21 protein-coding genes and 4 tRNA genes are annotated in these 20,084 nt (G+C 46.5%); 9 read left to right on the forward strand and 16 right to left on the reverse strand.

Annotated elements, in window-relative coordinates:
• Positions 1-168: 168 nt before the first annotated feature.
• From BUB18_RS10170 to BUB18_RS10180, 3 genes are all read right to left on the reverse strand, one after another.
• Complete coding sequence (locus BUB18_RS10170) at positions 169-1,194, reverse strand: outer membrane beta-barrel protein (protein ID WP_178372109.1); 1,026 nt, start codon at positions 1,192-1,194, stop codon at positions 169-171.
• A 107-nt stretch (positions 1,195-1,301) separates the two neighbouring features.
• Entirely contained in the window at positions 1,302-2,483 is a 1,182-nt protein-coding gene (locus BUB18_RS10175) for a BamA/TamA family outer membrane protein (RefSeq protein WP_073080377.1), read from the reverse strand.
• Between the two features lie 54 nt (positions 2,484-2,537).
• Positions 2,538-3,764, reverse strand: coding sequence for a TCR/Tet family MFS transporter (locus BUB18_RS10180; protein WP_073080378.1), 1,227 nt, complete (start codon positions 3,762-3,764; stop codon positions 2,538-2,540).
• A gap of 191 nt (positions 3,765-3,955) precedes the next feature.
• Here BUB18_RS10180 and BUB18_RS10185 point away from each other — a divergent pair, with 191 nt between their 5' ends.
• Positions 3,956-5,974, forward strand: a complete 2,019-nt coding sequence (locus BUB18_RS10185) for a tetratricopeptide repeat-containing sensor histidine kinase (RefSeq protein ID WP_073080380.1) — start codon at positions 3,956-3,958, stop codon at positions 5,972-5,974.
• A gap of 3 nt (positions 5,975-5,977) precedes the next feature.
• On the opposite strand, the gene BUB18_RS10190 is transcribed toward BUB18_RS10185, so the two are convergent.
• The gene (locus BUB18_RS10190; RefSeq protein ID WP_073080382.1) at positions 5,978-6,439 is read right to left on the reverse strand and encodes an Lrp/AsnC family transcriptional regulator; all 462 of its coding nucleotides are present in this window, start codon (positions 6,437-6,439) and stop codon (positions 5,978-5,980) included.
• A gap of 162 nt (positions 6,440-6,601) precedes the next feature.
• Here BUB18_RS10190 and BUB18_RS10195 point away from each other — a divergent pair, with 162 nt between their 5' ends.
• Positions 6,602-7,738 (forward strand): histidine decarboxylase, encoded by a 1,137-nt coding sequence (locus tag BUB18_RS10195; protein WP_073080384.1) that lies wholly within the window; start codon positions 6,602-6,604, stop codon positions 7,736-7,738.
• Here the strand turns inward: BUB18_RS10195 and BUB18_RS10200 are convergent.
• The 3 genes from BUB18_RS10200 to BUB18_RS29965 all read right to left on the reverse strand — a co-directional run bounded on the left by BUB18_RS10200 (position 7,735) and on the right by BUB18_RS29965 (position 9,528).
• Positions 7,735-8,616, reverse strand: coding sequence for a mechanosensitive ion channel family protein (locus BUB18_RS10200; RefSeq protein ID WP_083549689.1), 882 nt, complete (start codon positions 8,614-8,616; stop codon positions 7,735-7,737). The two genes, BUB18_RS10195 and BUB18_RS10200, sit on opposite strands and share 4 nt — an antisense overlap.
• 75 nt (positions 8,617-8,691) lie before the next feature.
• Positions 8,692-8,946 carry a hypothetical protein gene (locus BUB18_RS10205; RefSeq protein ID WP_143159892.1) on the reverse strand — a complete coding sequence of 85 codons (255 nt, stop codon included), beginning with the start codon at positions 8,944-8,946 and terminating at the stop codon, positions 8,692-8,694.
• Positions 8,947-9,042: 96 nt separating this feature from the next.
• Positions 9,043-9,528, reverse strand: coding sequence for a DUF6496 domain-containing protein (locus BUB18_RS29965; RefSeq protein ID WP_073080387.1), 486 nt, complete (start codon positions 9,526-9,528; stop codon positions 9,043-9,045).
• A 266-nt stretch (positions 9,529-9,794) separates the two neighbouring features.
• On the opposite strand from BUB18_RS29965, the gene BUB18_RS10215 reads away from it, so the two are divergent.
• The gene (locus BUB18_RS10215; RefSeq protein ID WP_218376076.1) at positions 9,795-10,109 is read left to right on the forward strand and encodes a KGG domain-containing protein; all 315 of its coding nucleotides are present in this window, start codon (positions 9,795-9,797) and stop codon (positions 10,107-10,109) included.
• Between the two features lie 100 nt (positions 10,110-10,209).
• Here the strand turns inward: BUB18_RS10215 and BUB18_RS10220 are convergent, their stop codons facing one another.
• Positions 10,210-11,538, reverse strand: a complete 1,329-nt coding sequence (locus tag BUB18_RS10220) for a YeiH family protein (protein ID WP_083549690.1) — start codon at positions 11,536-11,538, stop codon at positions 10,210-10,212.
• Positions 11,539-11,583: 45 nt separating this feature from the next.
• Positions 11,584-12,213, reverse strand: coding sequence for a class I SAM-dependent DNA methyltransferase (locus tag BUB18_RS10225; RefSeq protein ID WP_073080388.1), 630 nt, complete (start codon positions 12,211-12,213; stop codon positions 11,584-11,586).
• A 214-nt stretch (positions 12,214-12,427) separates the two neighbouring features.
• On the opposite strand from BUB18_RS10225, the gene BUB18_RS10230 reads away from it, so the two are divergent.
• Positions 12,428-12,925 carry an NUDIX domain-containing protein gene (locus BUB18_RS10230; protein WP_073080390.1) on the forward strand — a complete coding sequence of 166 codons (498 nt, stop codon included), beginning with the start codon at positions 12,428-12,430 and terminating at the stop codon, positions 12,923-12,925.
• Positions 12,926-12,985: 60 nt separating this feature from the next.
• Here BUB18_RS10230 and BUB18_RS10235 read toward each other — a convergent pair.
• A tRNA-Arg gene (locus BUB18_RS10235) sits at positions 12,986-13,059 on the reverse strand.
• Positions 13,060-13,236: 177 nt separating this feature from the next.
• Positions 13,237-13,506 carry a hypothetical protein gene (locus BUB18_RS10240; protein ID WP_143159893.1) on the reverse strand — a complete coding sequence of 90 codons (270 nt, stop codon included), beginning with the start codon at positions 13,504-13,506 and terminating at the stop codon, positions 13,237-13,239.
• A gap of 318 nt (positions 13,507-13,824) precedes the next feature.
• Between BUB18_RS10240 and BUB18_RS29635 the strand changes: the two genes are divergently transcribed.
• Positions 13,825-13,989, forward strand: a complete 165-nt coding sequence (locus BUB18_RS29635; protein WP_178372111.1) for a hypothetical protein — start codon at positions 13,825-13,827, stop codon at positions 13,987-13,989.
• Between the two features lie 44 nt (positions 13,990-14,033).
• Here BUB18_RS29635 and BUB18_RS10245 read toward each other — a convergent pair.
• A tRNA-Arg gene (locus tag BUB18_RS10245) sits at positions 14,034-14,107 on the reverse strand.
• 275 nt (positions 14,108-14,382) lie between these two features.
• Between BUB18_RS10245 and BUB18_RS10250 the strand changes: the two genes are divergently transcribed.
• The gene (locus BUB18_RS10250) at positions 14,383-14,856 is read left to right on the forward strand and encodes an Hsp20/alpha crystallin family protein (RefSeq protein WP_073080394.1); all 474 of its coding nucleotides are present in this window, start codon (positions 14,383-14,385) and stop codon (positions 14,854-14,856) included.
• A 91-nt stretch (positions 14,857-14,947) separates the two neighbouring features.
• Entirely contained in the window at positions 14,948-15,250 is a 303-nt protein-coding gene (locus BUB18_RS10255) for a hypothetical protein (protein WP_143159894.1), read from the forward strand.
• Positions 15,251-15,296: 46 nt separating this feature from the next.
• On the opposite strand, the gene BUB18_RS10260 is transcribed toward BUB18_RS10255, so the two are convergent.
• From BUB18_RS10260 to BUB18_RS10270, 3 genes are all read right to left on the reverse strand, one after another.
• Positions 15,297-15,373 (reverse strand) — tRNA-Arg (locus tag BUB18_RS10260).
• A gap of 106 nt (positions 15,374-15,479) precedes the next feature.
• On the reverse strand, positions 15,480-17,102 hold the full coding sequence (locus BUB18_RS10265; RefSeq protein ID WP_073080503.1) for an alpha-L-fucosidase: 1,623 nt from the start codon (positions 17,100-17,102) through the stop codon (positions 15,480-15,482).
• Positions 17,103-17,399: 297 nt separating this feature from the next.
• A tRNA-Arg gene (locus BUB18_RS10270) sits at positions 17,400-17,473 on the reverse strand.
• A 123-nt stretch (positions 17,474-17,596) separates the two neighbouring features.
• Here BUB18_RS10270 and BUB18_RS10275 point away from each other — a divergent pair.
• Both BUB18_RS10275 and BUB18_RS10280 read left to right on the forward strand, forming a co-directional pair.
• Positions 17,597-18,070: a 23S rRNA (pseudouridine(1915)-N(3))-methyltransferase RlmH gene (locus BUB18_RS10275; RefSeq protein WP_073080397.1), complete on the forward strand. Its 474-nt coding sequence runs from the start codon at positions 17,597-17,599 to the stop codon at positions 18,068-18,070.
• Between the two features lie 34 nt (positions 18,071-18,104).
• Positions 18,105-18,710, forward strand: coding sequence for a rhomboid family intramembrane serine protease (locus BUB18_RS10280; RefSeq protein WP_073080505.1), 606 nt, complete (start codon positions 18,105-18,107; stop codon positions 18,708-18,710).
• Positions 18,711-18,742: 32 nt separating this feature from the next.
• Here the strand turns inward: BUB18_RS10280 and tilS are convergent, their stop codons facing one another.
• Positions 18,743-20,083, reverse strand: coding sequence for a tRNA lysidine(34) synthetase TilS (tilS, locus tag BUB18_RS10285; protein ID WP_073080398.1), 1,341 nt, complete (start codon positions 20,081-20,083; stop codon positions 18,743-18,745).
• Position 20,084: the final 1 nt, after the last annotated feature.

Consider the following 20,084-nt stretch of genomic DNA (forward strand, 5'->3'; position numbering starts at 1 on the left):
CGCTGCGCGCGGCGCCAGCATTTGCATTTGCCGTGGTTGTGATCCGGAAGTGTTGCAGCACACCGTGCGAGGCAGCTAATGGCGTCAGCTTTTCGCTAACCATTACCACTAAAAAAAAGCGAACGCGCTGCTGCGCATTCGCTTTTTCCAATTATTGCCAGGCGGTGCTTACAGCCTGAATTTAAGGCCGGCATTAAAGCCCATACCACCAATATTAATATATGATTTCAGGTCATTGGCAGGGGCATTATCATCTTTATAGAATGTTTTAGTACCCTGCTTTTTTACTTCCGTATTGGAACTTCTGTCGAGCGTGGTAACGTAGTCCGTATTTTTTTCAGCTACGCTCAGGTCGCCAAGGCCGCGGGTGCTGAGCACCTGTAACTCCGCGCCGGTGCTGCCATTAATGGCGGTATTGGTTTCACTGTATTTAGTGACTTCTTTACTTTTGCTTTTTACCGGTACGTTGCGGTATTCAGCTTCCACGAAAACATCGAAGCGGGAGGATACATTAAAGCTCACCCCTAATGCGCCCTGCATACCAAAGGTGATATTAGGTTTGATTTCTTCTTCGCGGTGAATCACTGTTTTTACCAGGGTACCCGGAGGCAGCGGCAGACCCGCAGGTGGGTTGGAGGTTTGCAGCGCATCTGTTTCTATATACAGGCGGCCCCAGAGCGGCAGCACCACACCAAATCGTACATATGGATTCACTTTTTCCAGGCCGGGACTAAACACAAAGCTGGGTGCGAAGTCCACCGCGTTTACGTGTCCGCGTGAGGTAATACTCCCTAACACCTGCCCGGAACCTACCACGGTGGTGAGGGTGCGGGTCATCAGGTTTTTGGAGCTATGAAAATAGTTGAAGGTTCCTTCAATGGCGATGTACTTGTTGATATTATACCCAAAGCTGAGTCCCCCACGGACACCCTGGCCGTAGGAACCGGTCAGCACTTTGCGACTCACGGTATCAAACGGATTGGCGTTAGCGGGATTGTATTCTGTATGTAAATCCTGCGGCGGGTATGGGCCTACATTCGGAAATTGACCGGGTGTGATACTGAAGAAATATCCACCGGCAACTTTAAGGTAAAATTTTGAATGCGGAGGGCGGGAAGATTTGTCCTGCGCATAGAGGGTACTAGTAGCAGCCAGCATGAGGGCCATTGCTGATAACAGGATGGGTCGCTTCATAAACATGGTTTTGGTGATGTGTTTTGGACTGCAACCATTTTGCAGCCTATTGAAAGTTACTCAATAGTTAGCACATAACAAGCGACCTATCCTGATAATTTGGCGAATTAAAACGCTTCAGCCAGAGAAAGATAGAAACCACTCTGCCGACTTTCACCGGGGCGCTTCTCTCCTACGGCATAGTCTATACGAATGGTAAGTTTGGAGCTTTCATCGTAGAACCAACGAATACCTCCTCCATAGCTGGGCTTAAAACCGTCGAAATGAAAATCCTTGTTTTTATAAACAGTACCTGTACCGGCAAATGCTGCCAGGGCAAATTTCGGATGCAGGTCTACAAACCATATTTTGATACGGATCTTCGGGTCGATCAGGTAGCGGTATTCCGTTTGCAGGGCCAGGTAGTTCTGATCCCGGTACCTGCCCGTGTAGTAGCCGCGCATGATCATATCATTCCCCATTTCAGACAGTTGGTAAAAAGGAATCTGGCTGCCCTGGATGGTGTTAAAATATCCGTTAAACCCAATAGTGCTTTTTCTGCCGAAAGAGAAAAACTGTGTACCCTGTGCTTCGATGCGGGTCAGCTCTTCGGAGCTGAGGAATTTGGGTGCGAAGGATACATTAAGTTTAAGCCAGGTGCCCTTGCGGGTGTAGTTCTGGTTATCGCGGTTGTCGAAAATACCGGTAAGACCTACAAATGTTACATGGCCGCCGGTTTTGCCGATCAGCGGCATGGTTTCGTATATCCCTTTATGATCTTCGCTGCTATAAGTATCGTTTTGGTATAACGCCGTAGCCCCTACGTAAAAATTACCGCTCAGGCGGCGTTCTGCTTCTACCTGAAACTTATAACGGGTGTTATTTAACAGGGACTTGTCTGAAGCGTGCGTAGTATCTCCCAAACCATAAAAATACATGGGGAAATCATGATACCGGAAGTTGCTTTTGAAATGCCATAGGTTGGCCCTGGTCCAGATATTTGTTTTAAGATCTATTTTGTACTGGTTTTCCGTAGTGATACTCGGAATAAGATTGATAGTAGAGTTGCGCGTAAGCGGATGCGGGTTTTTATTATCTGTATAAAAAGAGTACAGCATGGCCGCTCCTATTTCCAGCCCTTTTTCCTGGGAATAACCCAGTACGGGTAACGGAAAGAAACTTCGTTTACGCAATACCGTGTCCTGTGTACCAAATAACGGACGCTCCCGTTTAACCACAGTGTCCTGTTGGGCATTAGCACTGATAACCGTTCCTATCAATATAGCCGCAGCAAAAATTCTTCTGAACATAGTTTGCAAATGTAACAGGAATTCGAAACATGCAGCAAATTGAACCGGCTATTTTTAGGAAGATGCCGGTGCATGCGTTTTCTTAAAAGAAACGATTGCCAGTATGATACTCGGTATCAACAGCAGGCTGCCGGTAAGAAACGGTGCCCCCGGAAAATAAACCGGGGCGGATGCTTTGGTGAAGAAAGTGAAGATGCTGGTCATCATCAGCGGTCCGAAGATCATGGTCAAACTCACGAGGGATGTCATGGCACCCTGCAGCTCGCCCTGTTCCGTTGGTGGCACCTGGTTACTCATAATACCCTGCAATGCAGGTCCGCAGATACCGCCCAGGCAATATGGCACCAGGTATACGAACATTTGCCATCCTTTGCCGGCAAAGGCAAATAAGGCCATACCCAGTGCATATAATGCCAGGCCTATTATCACGGAGCGTTTGGCGCCTATTTTTGGAATAATGATCCTGATCAGTCCACCCTGCACGAGGGCCACCATCAGTCCTACGAACATCAGCGAGTAGCCTACCCACTGCTCTGTCCACTTGAATTTTTCCATGGTAAAAAATGCCCAGGTGGATTGTACCGCAAAGTTGGCTATGTATATCAGTAACAGGGAGAAGATAAGGCCGGAGATGACCGGATATTTACGTAACTGGTTAAGTGCTCCAAAGGGATTAGCTCTCGACAACTGGAAGGGACGCCTGTTTTCAGGCGCTAACGATTCCGGCAATACGAAAAGCCCATACAGGAAATTGAGGAGCGTGAGGCCAGCGGCAGCCAGGAAAGGTACTCTGGGTCCCCAGTGACTGAGTGCACCACCTAAACCCGGACCTATAATAAATCCCAGACCAAAGGCCACACCAATCAGCCCAAAGTTTTGTGCGCGTTTTTCAGGTGTGCTGATATCCGCAATATAGGCTGTACCGGTACTCATGCTCGCGCCGGTGGCTCCTGCTATTATTCTTCCTACAAACAACAAGGCGATATTAGGTGCCCAGGCCAGGAAAATATAATCGAGGCAAAAGGCGGCCAGGCAGGATAGCAATACCGGGCGGCGGCCATATGCATCGCTGAGCGCACCCACTACCGGTGCCATAAAAAACTGGGTAATGGCATAGGCAAAAGTGAGCCAGCCAGACCACCAGGATGCGCCGCTAAGCCCTTCACCAGTAAGGGTTTCGATTAACTTAGGCATCACGGGAATGATAATCCCGAATCCAATAACGTCGATCAGCAGGGTAACGAAGATAAAGCCCAGTGCCGCACTTTTCTTAACAGCCATGTTGCAGGTTAAATTTTTTGCAAAATACAAACGTAATTGGATATCAATGTATCAGGCCGGAAAATTTCCCGGCGGGGCCATCAATTGGGAAATCCGTTTTGTTTGGTCACGTATTATGATTATTTTTATCTCAATTTTACGTAGGACACGCCCCAAACCGGTCCTTCATCTGCCAAAATTAATCTCTTGCTATGCTACCGGCCAATCCTTTGAGAAGATGCCTGATGATCCCCCTGTACCTGGTAATGCTTGCGCCTGCCGTTCGTGCGCAGTCCCCAGCTACCGATAGTCTGGAAACAGCCCTGCATCAGCATCCCGAGCCGGATCAGGCCAGAGCCGACCTGTTGAACACCACTTCCAGAAGTTATTTTACAAAGAACCCGGTGATCGCAGAAAAATATGCCGTAGAAGCTTTAGAGATCAGTCAGCGCCTCAACTACTCCAAGGGAAAAATATGGGCACAACGCAACCTGGCACTGGTAGAAAACACCCGTGGCAACCTGGATAAACAGATGCAACTTACGCTCAGCTCTTTAAAGCTGGCCGAATCCATGAATGACGAACATACACTCAGCATTTTATATAACGATATGGGCAACATCTTTACGGAACAAAACAGTCCGAGAGATGCATTGATCTACCTTCACAAATCACTGGTAATCAAAAAGAAATTTAAAGAAGCCTCTGAAATCAGTAAAACCCTCAATAACATCGGATCTGCCTACCTGGCGTTACATATACTTGATTCCGCCCTGCTCTACCTGCGCCAGGCCGAAGAAATAAAAATCTCCCTGAATGACCGGCGCGGACTAGCCTATACGTACGAAAACCTGGGACTGGTGTCTATGCTGCAGCGGCGCCTCCCTGATGCGTTGCGTTACCATGAGCTGTCGTCTGAATGCTATCATGACGCGGATAACCAGCTGGGCATTGTAAAATCCAGCCTCAACCTGGCCGAAGTGCAAACCTTCATGGGTAATTTTACGGATGCGGAAAAGAACCTGACACACGCATACGAGGTGAACAGCACGCTGAAGAACGTGAAAAATGATATGATCTATTACAAGATCAGGTATGAACTGGATAGTGCCCGCAAGGACTACCAGGCGGCGTTCGAACACTTCAAAGCCTTTACGGACCGTAATATGGGCTTCTTCAACCTGGAAAAGAGCCGGCAAATATCCAGGTCACAGGAAAAATATGAAGCAGAAAAAAAGCAGCAGGAAAACGTGCTGTTGAAAAAGGAACAACAGATTCACCTGGCTACCATTCAGCAGCAGCGTATACTTGTACTGTCGGCTGCCCTGCTGTTTGTAATCCTGCTGATGATAACGTTTATCCTTTACCGTATGTACAAGCGTCAGCAGGTGCTTACGCGGGCGCTCAACAGCAAAAACCAGGAAGTATCCTTACAGAACCATATTATACTGGAACAAAATACTACGCTGGAAAGTCTGAATCAGGTGAAGGACAAAATATTTTCCGTTATCAGCCACGATTTACGCTCGCCCCTGGCGATACTGGAAGGTTTGTTGTTCTTATTGAAAGATGAAAAGATTGAGCCGGAGCAGTTTCGCTATTATACCGATGAGCTTTGGAGAGATGTAAAAAACACGGCCTATATGATGGATAATATGTTGCAATGGGCCAGTAACCAGATGAAGGGCATTGGCGTAAGGGCAGATGATTTTGATTTAACGCTGCTGCTGAACCAGGAGTTTGAGTTGCTGCAAACGCTGGCGCGACAGAAAGACGTGATGCTTCATCATGAAATCAATGGCGCCGTGCTGGTATATGCCGATCCGGAGATGATCCGGATGGTGTTACGTAACCTGATCAACAATGCTATTAAGTTTACACCCGGTGGCGGCCGGATCACCGTAAGTGCGCGAATTGATAAAACGGCTGTGGAGGTGATGGTACGGGACAACGGTACCGGCATACCAATGGAGAATCAGCATCGCATTTTTTCCAACATCTACTACTCTACCAACGGCACCCGCAATGAAAAAGGCTGCGGGCTTGGCTTACATCTATCCAAAGATTTTGTGGAGCGCAACCACGGGCGCATCTGGTTCCACAGTACGCCGGGCAGTGGCAGCAGTTTCTCCTTTACCGTACCACTGTCAGAAGAAACGGATGCTAACGTAAGAGGGTACACGCTTATACTACAAAACGGCGGCACCAATGGCATGAGTGTCCTCAAATAGGCCTTACAGCTGAAAGGCGGTAGTATGTTTGATTTCCGTCATCACAAAAGAGCTGTGCACCTGTGCGATGTTTTCGATGGTGGCCAGCTTTTGGGTAATAAAATACTGATAGCTTTTCATATCATCCACCACTACTTTGAGCAGGTAATCATAGTTGCCCGCCAGGTGAAAGCATTCCATCACCTCTTCCAGATTCATAACGGCGGCTTCGAATTTACGGAGCAGTGGCAGGGAATGCAGCTGCAGGGATACATTGCAGTAGGCCATCAGTGTTTTTCCCACCTTTTCAGGGTCCAGGAGGGTCACATAATTACGGATGATCCCCAGTTTCTCAATCTTCTTTAGCCGTTCGTAAGTAGGTGTAACGCTGAGGCCTATACGATGCGCAATTTCTTTGGTATTGAGCTTTGCATCCTGTTGCAGCAGCTGTAAAATCCGTTTGTCCGTATGATCGAGTGTATCCATGGCAGTTTAATTTTTCTGCGGGCAGCGTTTACATCTCCCTAAAACAGTATGAAAAAACTACCCGACGCCCAAATATAGCCTATTTTTACTGCTTATTTACAAATAGTAGCTTCACAGCATTATATAGTAATACATTCGCAGTATCATACACCTGTAATTACCATGAAAAGGAGATTTGGATTGCTCCCGGCTGACACAACGCAGCTGGAGGAGTTGTTGCATGCGGTAGCCGCAGGCACGGCCGACTTTTTAGGCTACCCTGTAGCCAAGGATTTTGATTATAGTCCCCTGATGCCTTTTTTGCAGTACCCGCTGAATAACCTGGGGGACCCGTTTATACCATCCACCTACAGCGTAGGTACGCGGGAGATGGAAAAATATGTGGTGGAATTTTTTGCGAAGCTGTTTCGCGCCCCCGCCAACGACTGGTGGGGATATGTTACCAATGGCGGTTCAGAAGGTAATCTGTATGGGTTATACCTGGCCCGGGAATTATATCCTAAAGGCATGGTGTATTACAGTGCTGCCACGCATTACAGTGTACAAAAGAACATTCATTTACTGAATATGCCCGGCATCGTTATCCGCACCCTGGAAAACGGGGAAATCGACTACGAGGACCTGGAGGCGATGATCAGCCAGCACCGGCATCTCCCTGTAATCATACTGGCCAACATTGGCACCACCATGACAGAGGCACGGGATGATGTGAAACGCATCCGGCGAATATTGGACCGCATGGCGGTACGGCAGCATTACATCCATGCCGATGGCGCGCTGTCCGGCAGTTACAGCGCCTTCCTTCAGAACAGACCAGCGTTTGATTTTGCCGATGGCGCCAATAGCATTGCCATTTCCGGCCATAAGTTTATCGGCTCACCCATCCCTTGCGGTGTGGTGGTGGCCCAGAAATCGTTTCGGGATCGTATAGCCCGCAGCGTTGCCTACATTGGCACTATGGACACCACTATTACCGGCTCCCGAAACGGCCATTCACCATTGTTTTTATGGTATGCCCTTAAACGTTATGGTGCGGAAGGACTGGCGGCGCGTGCACAGGCCGCCCTGGAAGTGGCTGCCTATGCTACCGGGCGACTGCAGGCCATCGGCATTGCCGCCTGGCGTAACCCGGATACACTGACGGTGGTATTTCCTGCCCCGGAAGACGGGATTCGGGAAAAATGGCAATTGGCGTCTGAAAATGGATGGTCGCACATCATCTGCATGCCAGGGGTAACCCATGCCCATATTGATGCATTTGTAGCCGAACTGGAGGCGGCGGGTGTAATGGCCTGTTAAACGCCCTTTTCAGCGATAGAAATGATTTCTGTATTGAGGGTGCGGCGGATGCTCTGCTCCACTGTTTTATCCGCAAAAGGGATGATGACCTGCACTTTAAATACCACGTGATCCTTTTTGATATCGAGCGTACGAAGCAGAAAACTGTTTTTCACGTAATGATCAGAGAAGCCGTTGATTGAATTTTTCAGACGATGTTCCAGCTGATCCGGTGTGTAAGGCAGTTTTCTGTCCAGTTCAAATTCGATCGTGATTTTCTTCACGTTTTGTTTGGACTGGTTGACTATGATGGAGGTAAACACGAGGGAATTGGGAACGATGAGTTGTTCATCATCATCAGTTTGCAGCACGAGGTTGATGAGGGTGATATCAAGTATTTTCCCTTTAAAATCGCCTATCCGCACATGATCGCCGAGCGACAGCTGGTCGGAAAACATGATGATGAGGCCATTGATGATATTGGTGATATAATCTTTGGAAAGCAGTGCGATGGCTGCCGCCACGATGGTGATACTGGTAACGAATTTTAGCAGGTCGATACCGAAGAGAATCATAATCGACAGCAGCACAAAGATGGTATTGAGTACAGAGCTGATGCGGTTCAGGCCCAGCATGAAGTTATCCTTTTCTACCGGTTTATTTAGCCGGCGGCGGGTGTACCAGGAGATGATGACCAGCCATGCCAGCGAGATGACGAGGTTAGCACCGAGAAAAAAAGTAAGGGCATTGGTAATGCGGAAAAGCCAGGTGAATTTATCGTAAACGGCAGCATGTTCCAGGTTAAAATATACTACACCGAGATATACCAATAATTTAACGAGGAACAGGATGCGTTCCCTGCGGTTTTTCCGTTTATAAACTTCGTCAGTAACCATCATAGCAATGTAAAAGTACAACGCATGTACTTTACTGCCAAATGGCTGACAGTATAAGGCGGTAAAAAACGATAGCGGTTAACCCATTTTATTCAGGATTTCGTTCCAGATAATTCTGGCGATTTGTTCTGTTTCCACAATGCGTACCCGCTCAGCTACAGTATCGGTATGATCTGCCGTAAAGCGAAGGTTTTGCGGCTCAAAATCCTGTAATACAAATGGCTTCACATCAGGCACTACTTCGTATAGCGTTTCATGTTCCTGTGCATTAACCGTGATGTTAAGTCCATATGCCTTACCATTGATTATAACTGTTACATGATGCTGTTCCATACCTTTATATGGGCAAGCCCTGTGCCATATAAAAAGACCGGTGTCATGCGATACCGGTCTTTTTTCGTATATGATCAGGAGTATGAGAAATACCAATCAGGCGTGTGCCATCTTTTTGCGGCTGCTGGCCTTTTTGCGGGTAGCTGCTTTTTTTCTGGGTGCCGCTTTTTTTGCGGTAGCTCTTGTAGATTTTTTTGCGGTGCCCGCCTTAGCGGTGGATTTTCTGCCAGTAGCCTTTTTGGCGGTGGATTTTTTGGCAGTTTTACTGCGGGAAGCAGCAGTCCTGGTAGTAGATTTTTTTGCTGTTGTTTTTTTTGCGGTAGCTTTTTTAGCAGTTGCTTTTTTAGCGGTGGATTTTTTTGCAGTAGATTTTTTTGTGGTGGACCCGGAGGAGGATTTACGGGAGGCAGGTTTTTTCGGTGCTTTAGCCCCTTCTTCCCTTGCTTCAGAAATACCGATGGCAATTGCTTGTTTTGGATTAGTAACTTTCTTACCACTGCGTCCACTCTTCAGCTTTCCTTCGTGCATTTCGTGCATTACTTTTTTCACCTTCCGCTGAACAGCGCTCGAATACTTTGCCATAATAGAAGATTGAATGGGTTATAAAAAGTGATAACAAGGTATAGCTATCAAAACGCAAGCCAGCGGATAATGAGCATTTTAGGGTAAAAAATCGGGGAAAGCGGGTGTGGAATGTGTGGAAATTTCTATGTATTGTGTAATGAATTGCACTAATACCACAGTGGGGCATTTCTTCAAACGCTCTATAGCATTGACTTCCAGTCGATGGCATCAATATTGATAGCCCTACTCTTATAATTTGTTCACTACACTATAAAAATTGCATTATGGAAAACATGACTTATCAATCATTTCCCAATGGCAATCCGCAGCATAGTGCGGTAGAAAAACCTAGACACAGCAAAAGGGGTTTCGCATCGATGGACCCTGAGCAACAGAGAGCCATATCCAGAGAAGGTGGACGAGCAGCACACAAACAAGGAGTTGCACACAAGTTTACTTCAGAGGAAGCCCGCGCAGCTGGCAAAAAAGGCGGAGAAGCCGTAAGCCGGAACAGGGAACATATGGCCGCTATAGGCCGTAAGGGCGGTACCAACCGTGGCAAAAACAAGCTGAAAGAACAACAACAGCATGTACTGTAGCGTCTGGAAGATATCACATAATAAGCCTGTCAATGCTGACAGGCTTATTATTTAAACATATATTTTTAGCAGTTATTTCGATCAGTATCCTGTGATAACCCTATTTGAATAAGTATCCGAAGAGGATAAATGCCCACAACAAAGTCCACAGAATATTAAACACCTGTGCCCCGATAAAGGCCAATGCCGGTCTTCCTCCCTCCATCTTCATCAGATCACTGAAACGGGCTTCGATACCGATGCTCACAAATGCCAGTGCAAACCATACGGTACGCAGGCTGTTAAGCACTCCGCTCGTTTGTTTCACGGTGGCAGTGCTGACTACAAATGAAAAAAACAGGGAGGCAGCAATAAAGCCTAATACAAATTTGGGGAACCTTTCCCACACTACTTTAAGACCCGGGTTTTGCCCACCACCTTTTTCATCTTTGCTGCGGTAGCTCCACCAGATAGCGATGAAAAATGCGGCTACACCTATCAATACATTCTGGGAAAATTTGATGATTACGCCCGTGGTTACGGCCTCCGGACCTACCATTTGCGCCGCTGCGGCTACCGAAGCAGTAGTATCCAGGGTACCGCCCAGCCAGGCCCCTCCTACTACGGCCGGAATATCAAAGATCTTTACGATCCATGGCTGGAGCACCATCATAGGAATAGCCACCAGCAAAACCAGTGTTGTAACATAAGAGAGCTTGCGCTTATCACCCTGGATGGCACCACTGGCCACGATTGCAGCCGATACCCCACAGATAGACACCGCGGAGGCAAGGATAACGCCGAATTCATCATCTACCTTCAGTTTGCGGCTAAGCCACATAGAAAAGAACCATACGGCGGCTACCACCACGATGGCCTGCAACAGTCCTGGCAGACCTGCATCCACAATATTTTCAAACAGGATGCTGGAACCGAGGATCACCAGCCCTGTTTTAATAAAGAATTCAGAACGGGCGGCCTCACGCAGCCAGGCCGGCGGTTGCCCTACATTGCCCAGTAACAGACCGATAATCAGTGCGAAGATGACATATTCAAGGCCGTAATAGTTGAGGGTAGCGTTACCCGCAATGATGAGGGAGCAAATCCCCAGCACGAAAATAACGAGGAAACCCGGCAGGTATTTTTTGAAGGACGCTCCCTGGTAATAGGTGGCCACGCTGGAAAGTACGAGGTAAACCAGGCCAATAGCGCCTATCAGTAAAAGGTTAGCACCGGTAAATACGTTTTGGGCAAGTGTTTCACCATCTTTCCACTGAAACTTTGGTGTGGCAAATTTCAGGTCCGGGTTGGCAATGCCGGTTACCAGGATCGCCAGCAGGATCAATCCCCCCACAATGGTGGCCCACCAGTCTTCGGTGAGCGAGAAAAGTACAGATTTTTTAGGTGCCATTCCCTGCGGAACGGCCGTCACAGATGCTAATTCGGGCATGAGGGTATTTTTTTATCAGTTGACATAATGTGGAATGACAAAATACTAGTTTTTGCTGAGCAATAAAACCAGGATGCGTGGAATGCTGCTGGTATTACCGTCATCAAAATATTCTTTGGCGTCGAACACCTGTAGGCCATGTCGGGCGGCCACCTGCACAAACTCGGAGATATGGTGAGTATATACCTGTACCCGTTGTTCCCCTTCACTGGTTTGGAATTTAGCACCGCTGCCGCCGTACTGGCGGAATGGGTGCAGCTCTCCCATGTACACCAAACCGCCTCTGTTCAGGGATCTGGCTACTTCTGCAAATATGTGGTCCAGGTCCTGGATATGTTCCAGCACAAGGCTAAAGGTGACGATATCATATTTTTCCGTAACGAAGTCCCATGGTTTGGTGATATCGGCTTGTTGAAAGGTAATGTTGTTATTGCCCGCGAATTTATCCCGGGCGATCGCCTGCATCTCTTCAGAAAAATCAACAGCAGTAATATGATCCGCCTGTTCCACCAGCCAGCTGGTATTTTTCCCGGTGCCGGCACCTATTTCCAGTACACGTTTAAAAGTAAAGGGGTGCAGGGTTTCGCGTAATGCGAAAGCTTCCAGATCGCGGGTTTTGTTTTCGTTGGTGTCGTATTGTGATGCCCAGTCGTTATAAGCTTCTCGGATAGTCATGGTTCACGGTTTGCGTAAAGTTAGTTTTTTTGTGGGGATTTACTATCCCGGCGGGACAGGCGGTAAAAATTTCAAAAAAATAATGTATACTAGTGGTCAAAAACAGGAAGCATTCCGAACGATTTGTTTTTGACCCGGACTATCGCCCGATTTCAGTGTTCGTATATGCATGCTGTTTACATATAACCCTGTTTCCTCAATATAATCTTAAGCCATGTCAGAAAAGCATTCAGGCAACCCCAATTGTGAACAGGCCGGCATTAATGTGCGTGCCTACGGCATACTGGTCAATGCACAAAAAGAAGTATTAGTCAGTGATGAGTATTATTACGGAAAGTTGATTACTAAGTTCCCGGGAGGGGGCCTTAAAGTAGGTGAAACCACCAGGGACTGCGTTACCAGGGAGTGGATGGAAGAACTCGACCAGGCCGTTTTGACACAGCAGCATTTGTATACCAGTGATATTTTTCAAACTTTCCCTTTCAGGAATGATGTACAGGTAGTAGCTGTGTATTATCTCGTGCAACCAGTTAGCACGATTAAGCTGGATGCCAGGCGTCAGCCATTTGACTTCTCTATTCAGGACGATGTCGGGCATAAGATGGCGGTTCGATGGGTGGAATGGGAACTTTTTTCGGAGAACAATATGACGTTGGCGGCCGATAAAATTGCGGCTTCCGTATTAAAGCGGCAATATGGGAATCTGTTCTGACAGAGTAATTTATATCTCTCTAAAATAAAAAAACCACCTGTGTATACAGGTGGTTTTTAGTGACCGCGTCAGGATTCAAACCTGAAACCTTCTGATCCGTAGTCAGATGCTCTATTCAGTTGAGCTACGCAGCCATTTGCTTGTTATTGTGTTACAAAGATAGGCATTTATTTCAATCTAACAAATTTATTATCAATTTTTTATGGTTTATTTTTTTTAGTTAGATGTAAATGCAGTGGCTTAATAAGAACTCAAACGGGCGGCGAAGTTAAGGATTAAATAGTATACAATCCAAATGATATATGATATTTTTATCGCGGCAAGGTGCTGTCTGAATGAAGCGGCATATCAAAATTTTCCTGCAGATAGCGATATGGTCTGTTTAAATCAGGATCACCCGGATCATAGACCACTACAATAGAATCGCCTATAGCATACCCCGCAACAATTTTAACTGAACCTGAATAAAAATGGCCATTCACATCGAAGAGATAAACTGTAGCAGGCGATTTACCACGCCATTGATCAGTAACATTACCCATCGCAAATTTACCATGGTTAACCAGGCGTAGGTTTTCCATTCGGTGTACTATAAACGAATATATTAACCAGCCCAATATCGGTACCCAGGCCCATTGCAGATAGTATTTGATCCCCTTCTCCGGCTTTTTCTTTTTGGCCGCGAAACTCCTCTTAACCATAAACTGCTAATTAGATGGCGCCAATTTACAATTATATTTGACGAGAAGTTAGTGCATATATACTGAATTCAACCTGCAACTACGGACTTCTCCATCTTACAAAAATCTGTTACTGATTACTGACATTTCACTTTCCTATCCTGGTTCAATGCCTGTACTTCATCCCAATTTCTTTTTCCTCCAGCTGCTATTAAGAATATGCTAAACCCAACGCGCATAGAGGATTATTTTGGGATGGCCGAAGGCAGTGGTGATACCTTATATCTGTATATGAGTAACAGTGATGGTGCCGGGAGTTATGAAGTAGTATGGACGATTAAAGGATCCGCAGTAGTGAGCCAGTTTTTATTTATTTCTTTCTAATAAAAAACCGGCTGCCTCTATACAGGCAGCCGGTTTTTATTTTGTGACCGCGTCAGGATTCAAACCTGAAACCTTCTGATCCGTAGTCAGATGCTCTATTCAGTTGAGCTACGCAGCCATTCCGCTTGAACGGGTTGCAAATGTAGGAATTGTTTTTAAATCAACAAATTTTATTTGATTATTTTTATGCAGATGTAACTGCAACGAGTAAACGTAGTTCCGTAACCGAGCGTTACATTCCCCGTAAACTGGCCACCCGACAACAATAGCGACCTCCACATTATAAAAAAAATTGTCAGCTCAACCTGAAAAAAATTCCTTCTGATTGACATTTTTTCAGCACGAATGCTGGTGGTATACACTTTGTGGCGGATTTTTTAAAAAGGAGATTTTATGAACACGCTAATGAAAAAAAATGGTAATGGACTCACCTCTGCGGCCAGTTTCAGTAGTATGGTCGACAGAATCTTTCAGGACAATCTCAGTCGCTTTTTTGATGACCCGGTGTGGAGTGTAAACGGATCATCGAGAAGCCGGAACATCCCCACTAATATTCGGGAAACAGACACTGGCTACCAGCTACAGCTGGCGGCACCCGGATTGAAAAAAGAAGATTTTAAAATCAATCTCGAAGGCGACACCTTAACCATCCGGGTGGACCAACAACAGGAGTCCAGTCAGGAAAACAAAGCCGAAGGCTGGCTGAAAAGAGAATTCCAAATACAGTCGTTCAGCCGCAGCTTTCAGCTCGATGACACCATTGATGCATCCAACATCTCCGCGCGTTATGCGGATGGCATTTTGCAGGTAGAACTGCTGAAAAAAGAGGGTGCACAAAAGGTATCGCGGCACATCGAGATTCAATAATCAGCCGTATCCTATAACAGGAAAGCAGGCTCCTATTCAGGACGCCTGCTGTTCCTGTTATTAAGTGTTTCACCATAGATACCTCAGCCTGATGAATACTACTTATCATCTTACCGTTAACATCCAAACGCCAAAAGGCATGCTGGAAACCGGCAGCTTCTTTCTTGGCAACAGCAGGCAATTTGCGGAAACGATTTTTGAAGAGTTGGCAGGGAGTGAGAATCTTTTACAGTACCCGTCTATCCGCCTGGACCTGCTTTCCATTACCGACGATATGCTGCCCTTGTGCTTAAAACGAATAGGTTGCAATCTGGAACAGTATACCAGCAACTGCAGGATACTTACCCGCGAATTATTCCGACATTTTATGTTTGAAGAAGAAAGAATCTTATGAGGTAGGTACATAAAAAAAGGACAAGCAATGCTTATCCTTTTTCTCCTGGTGACCGCGTCAGGATTCAAACCTGAAACCTTCTGATCCGTAGTCAGATGCTCTATTCAGTTGAGCTACGCAGCCATTCCGCCTGAACGGGTTGCAAATGTAGGAATGTTTTTAAATTGAACAAATTTTTTTTAATTTTTTTAGGAAGATATCACATTCGTACCGATGCATGCAGCGGAAATCAGGATATTTTCAATGCGAAAGCATAAGAAAGTTCCGGCCTGTTTTGCGGCATTACCACATGTAACCCTTCCTCATCGCGGGTAAAGGAAAGTCGCTCCCCTGTTGCCAATAGCGTTACACGGGAAGGAGTTTTTGTTGCTTTCAGACTGCTGATCGTTAGTGTATTATTTTCCGGCCAGCCTAACGCGATCGCATATACGCTGTTATTTTTTGTAGTGAAGCGTATATCCGCTGCCGTGAACGGCTTCCCCTTCCCTTCATTAAATCCCTGACCGGAAAGCGGTGCGGCAGCTTCCATGGCTGGTCCTTCTCCGTATACCTGCCATGGCCTGGTATCATAAATAGCCTCACTGTTCATCGCCATCCAATGGCCGATTTCTTCCACCACGCTACGCTCCTGCTCATCAATTGTTCCATTACCTCTGACAGGAACATTCAGCATCAGGTTACCATTTTTACTGACTACATCACATAAAATATGAATCACAGTTTGTGCATTCTTGTATTGCTTTTTTTCGTAAATCTCGCGATGGTAATGCCAGGTCCCAATGCAGGTATCCGTTTGCCACGGCAGCGGTTCTATCTGGTTGCTTTGCCCACGCTCAATATCCCATACCATACATTTGCGCTGTTGTTCATCCAGTATTTTTCCAAATACGACCGCATCCAGTTTCCCCTTCTCTTTAATGCTTTTATTGTAAAGGTGAGCTGCAATTCGTAAGCCTGCATCACTTACCGGCCATAGTGGCAAGGCGGTATCATCAAAATAAATAAACGAAGGATGGTAGCTGTCAATCAGATCAATTGTTCTGTTATAGAAATTTTCACAATAGGCATTGGACGGTGCATACACTCCTTCTCCCCAATGCCATTGCCGGTGAATACTACCAGGGTTTTCACTGTTTCTGCTGAGCGGGTGATGCTGCGTGTAAAGTTCCTGCGGATCAAGTCCCTCCCACCAAAGGCCTTTACCATCCGCCTTTGTTAGTTTACCATCGTAAGGTACTCCGGCAAACGGCCCTTGCTTGTCCGCTCCCTGTGCCGATTCATACCATCTCCAGGCATGCGCTGCATGCACACTTACGCCAAAGGGTAAATCATATTTACGGGCTGCTTTTGCCCAGCCGCCTATGATATCTTTCATTGGCCCCACTTTCGTGGAATTCCAGGATGGCTGGTACCTGCTGTTAAATAAATCCAGGTTATCGTGGTGGTTAGCCATCGCCATAAAATACCTGGCACCAGCGTTTTTATAAAGCGACACCAGCTCCTCCGGGTTCCATTGGTCCGCCTTCCAGGTGTGAATCACATCCTTGAAACCGAAGGTGGATGGATGACCATATTTTTCGAGATGCTTTTTGTATTGCGCACTACCTTCCGTATACATATTGCGGGCATACCAGTCGCCTGCTTCCGGCTCACACTGCGGGCCCCAGTGTGCCCACATACCGAACTTGGCATTTCGAAACCAGTCAGGTACTTTATAAGCGGCCAGTGATTCCCAGGAAGGCTGAAAAGGACTTTGTCCGGGTATCAGGGAGGCAGCGGCATTTAACTGTTTTGACATTGCCAGTGCCGGCACCGACCAGGCAAGTTGCTGCAGGAGTTGTCTTCTGTTCATGGTAATTTCATTGAGCAGTTCATTGCCCGTTACAGATGGGCGTATATTCAAACATAGCAAGGAAGCCGGTGAAATTAGAGCCGCAAATAAGACTTTGAATTATATAAATCCGACTTCTTTTTTTGTTTCGGAAGAGATATGATTTGCATGCGGCAGGGTTTGCGCGTAGCTGATATTTTACGCGACGGTTTACCCGGCGAAGTTTACATCTCACTAAAAAAGGAAAATGGGGAAGAAAAATCAGTGTTGGGGTAAAAAACAAAAGCTGCTAAATTTAGCAGCTTTTGTTTTCTTCTGTGACCGCGTCAGGATTCAAACCTGAAACCTTCTGATCCGTAGTCAGATGCTCTATTCAGTTGAGCTACGCAGCCATTCGTTTGTGATTGGATTGCAAAGGTATGTGTTTTTTACATTTCACCAAATATTTTTTTCATTTTCTTATAAATTTCTGATTTCCACGTACTTTTACGGCTGTCATTAAATAATTATAGGAATTGAAAATTCAACTCTGGAGCATAGGAAAGGAACATGATCCCTATATTCGGGATGGCATGGCGGTATTTCAAAAGCGCCTGCAACATTATGTGGATTTTGAGGTAAAGCTGATCCCTACTGTTAAACAGGCCGCGAGTCTTTCCATTCCTGAACTCAAAAAAGCGGAGGCTAAAATTATCATGGACCTCCTCCAGCCTACGGATTTCCTGCTGGCACTGGATGAAAAGGGAAAAATGATGACGACCGTGCAGTTTGCCGACTTCCTGCAGCAACGGACCAATGCCGGCACCAGGCAACTGATTATCCTTGTTGGCGGAGCGTTTGGGATTGATCAAACGGTGTTGCAGCGGGCGCAACTTACCATGTCACTATCGCCGCTTACCTTCCCGCACCAGCTGGTACGGCTGATTTTCACGGAACAGTTATACAGGGCATATACTGTATTAAACCGTGAAAAATATCATCACCAATAATTACATTTACATTCTGTCTAACAACCCGCAATCTATGTCTACAACACTTATTATTATAATCATTACCTGCGTTGTTTCAATTACGGCATTCAGCAATGGCTCACAATGGGATAAATTAAGTATGCAACCTTACATGGTAAAACACCATCACCAATGGTACCGTTTTATCACTGGCGGCTTCCTGCATGGCGACTACATGCACCTGTTTTTTAATATGCTTACGCTTTACTTTTTTGGCAGGTATGCAGAGATGTTATTTTTTGCCATTACCGGTTCCAAAGTAACCTATGTAGTGTATTACATCCTCGCTATCATTGCCGGAAATATCCCTGGATTTTTTAAACATCAGAATGATAGTCACTATGTAGCAATAGGCGCCAGTGGTGCGGTTTCAGCGGTATTATTTACCACCATCCTCCTGTATCCATGGGAAAAAATCTATCTCTATTTTGCGATCGGTATTCCTGCGGTTATTTATGCGCTGTTGTTTCTCGCTTATTCCAGCTATATGTCTAAACGCGGTATGGATAATATCGGGCACGATGCACATATCTGGGGTGCTATATTCGGATTTGTAGCGCCGATTGCGCTACGACCGGAACTGGCGCAAAACTTTCTTGACGCTTTGCTTAAAAGATAAATGAAGAGGGCTGCCGTAGTGCAGCCCATTTTTTATTTGTGTAATTCAATCGATAGTATCTTTTCAGTGGAAGGCAGGATTTTAAAACGATCATCGATCCGCATCCCGATTACCCATACTACTCTCTTCTGCGATTCCAGCACCCATACCTGTTCTTTTTCAGGGATAGATAACTTCTGATCAATAAAGAAACGGCTCAATTTCTTTTTCTTGCGCATGCCCAAGGGATAAAAATAATCACCCTGTTTCCATTTACGGAGAATCAGGGGATAACGCAGCTGCGAGGCGTCTACCCAGGCCGTTTCCTGCGACTGCGGTATACTGCCGGCATGCGATTTATCGATATGACGCAGGTGTAGCTGCCCTCCTCCATAGTGTACATTTGTGGTATCATTGCTGATGGAAATAACCGGAGCGGCCTTCTCCTGAAGGGCTGTAATCAGCAGCCATGCCCGGTTACGCAGGATACGGTGCGTAGGCGTCTCCACATATCTCCCTGACTCACTCTCCAGCAAATTCAATACCTGTGGTAATTGCGCGGAGGAGCAGCCAAACTCCCGGAAAATTTCCCAGGCAATAGTTTGCAGTGGCACCGTTTTTTGCAACTTCAATACGGGGATCATCCAATGGTCCTCCTTTTGGGTCAGCAGCGCCTTGCGATGCCGGGTAACCGATTCCTGGTAAAGCACTTCCGCCTCCCGGATTTTCTCAATGGTACCCGCCATATTCTTCACTGCTGCCGGGATGCTTTCCTGGATCACCGGAATCACATGGTGGCGGAAATAATTGCGTGTATACTTATCCGTTGCATTGGAACTATCTTCCACAAACTGCAGGTTTTTACGGGTAGCCCAGGCTACCAGTGTATCCTTTTCAGCGAAAAGCATGGGGCGGATAATTTTATCATATTTAGGCAGGATGCCATGCAAACCCGCAATGCCCGTGCCTTTGGCAAAGTTCATCAGGGCGGTTTCCACGCTGTCCTGCAGGTGATGTGCGGTGGCAATATAGGCGTAACCGTTGGCCACGCGCACCTCTTCCAGCCACTGGTAGCGAAGCTCCCGGGCCGCAATCTGGATAGACACCTTGTGAGTGGCTACATATTCAGTCGTATCAAAACGCGTTTCGTGGAAAGGTAATTCCAGTCGCCCAGCCAGCTCCCGTACAAAGGACTCGTCTCTGACCGACTCCTCATCCCGCAACTGAAAGTTACAGTGGGCAATGCCGGCATTAAAACCGGCTTCCTTAAACAGGCAGGCCATCACCATGGAGTCCACTCCCCCGCTAACGGCCAGCAGAATTTTTTGTGATGGATCAAATAACAGGTGCTCCCTGATGAAATTTAAAAAGTTTGTAAGCAGTTGATGCGGCATG

Source organism: Chitinophaga jiangningensis, from assembly GCF_900142605.1.
GTDB lineage: Bacteria > Bacteroidota > Bacteroidia > Chitinophagales > Chitinophagaceae > Chitinophaga > Chitinophaga jiangningensis.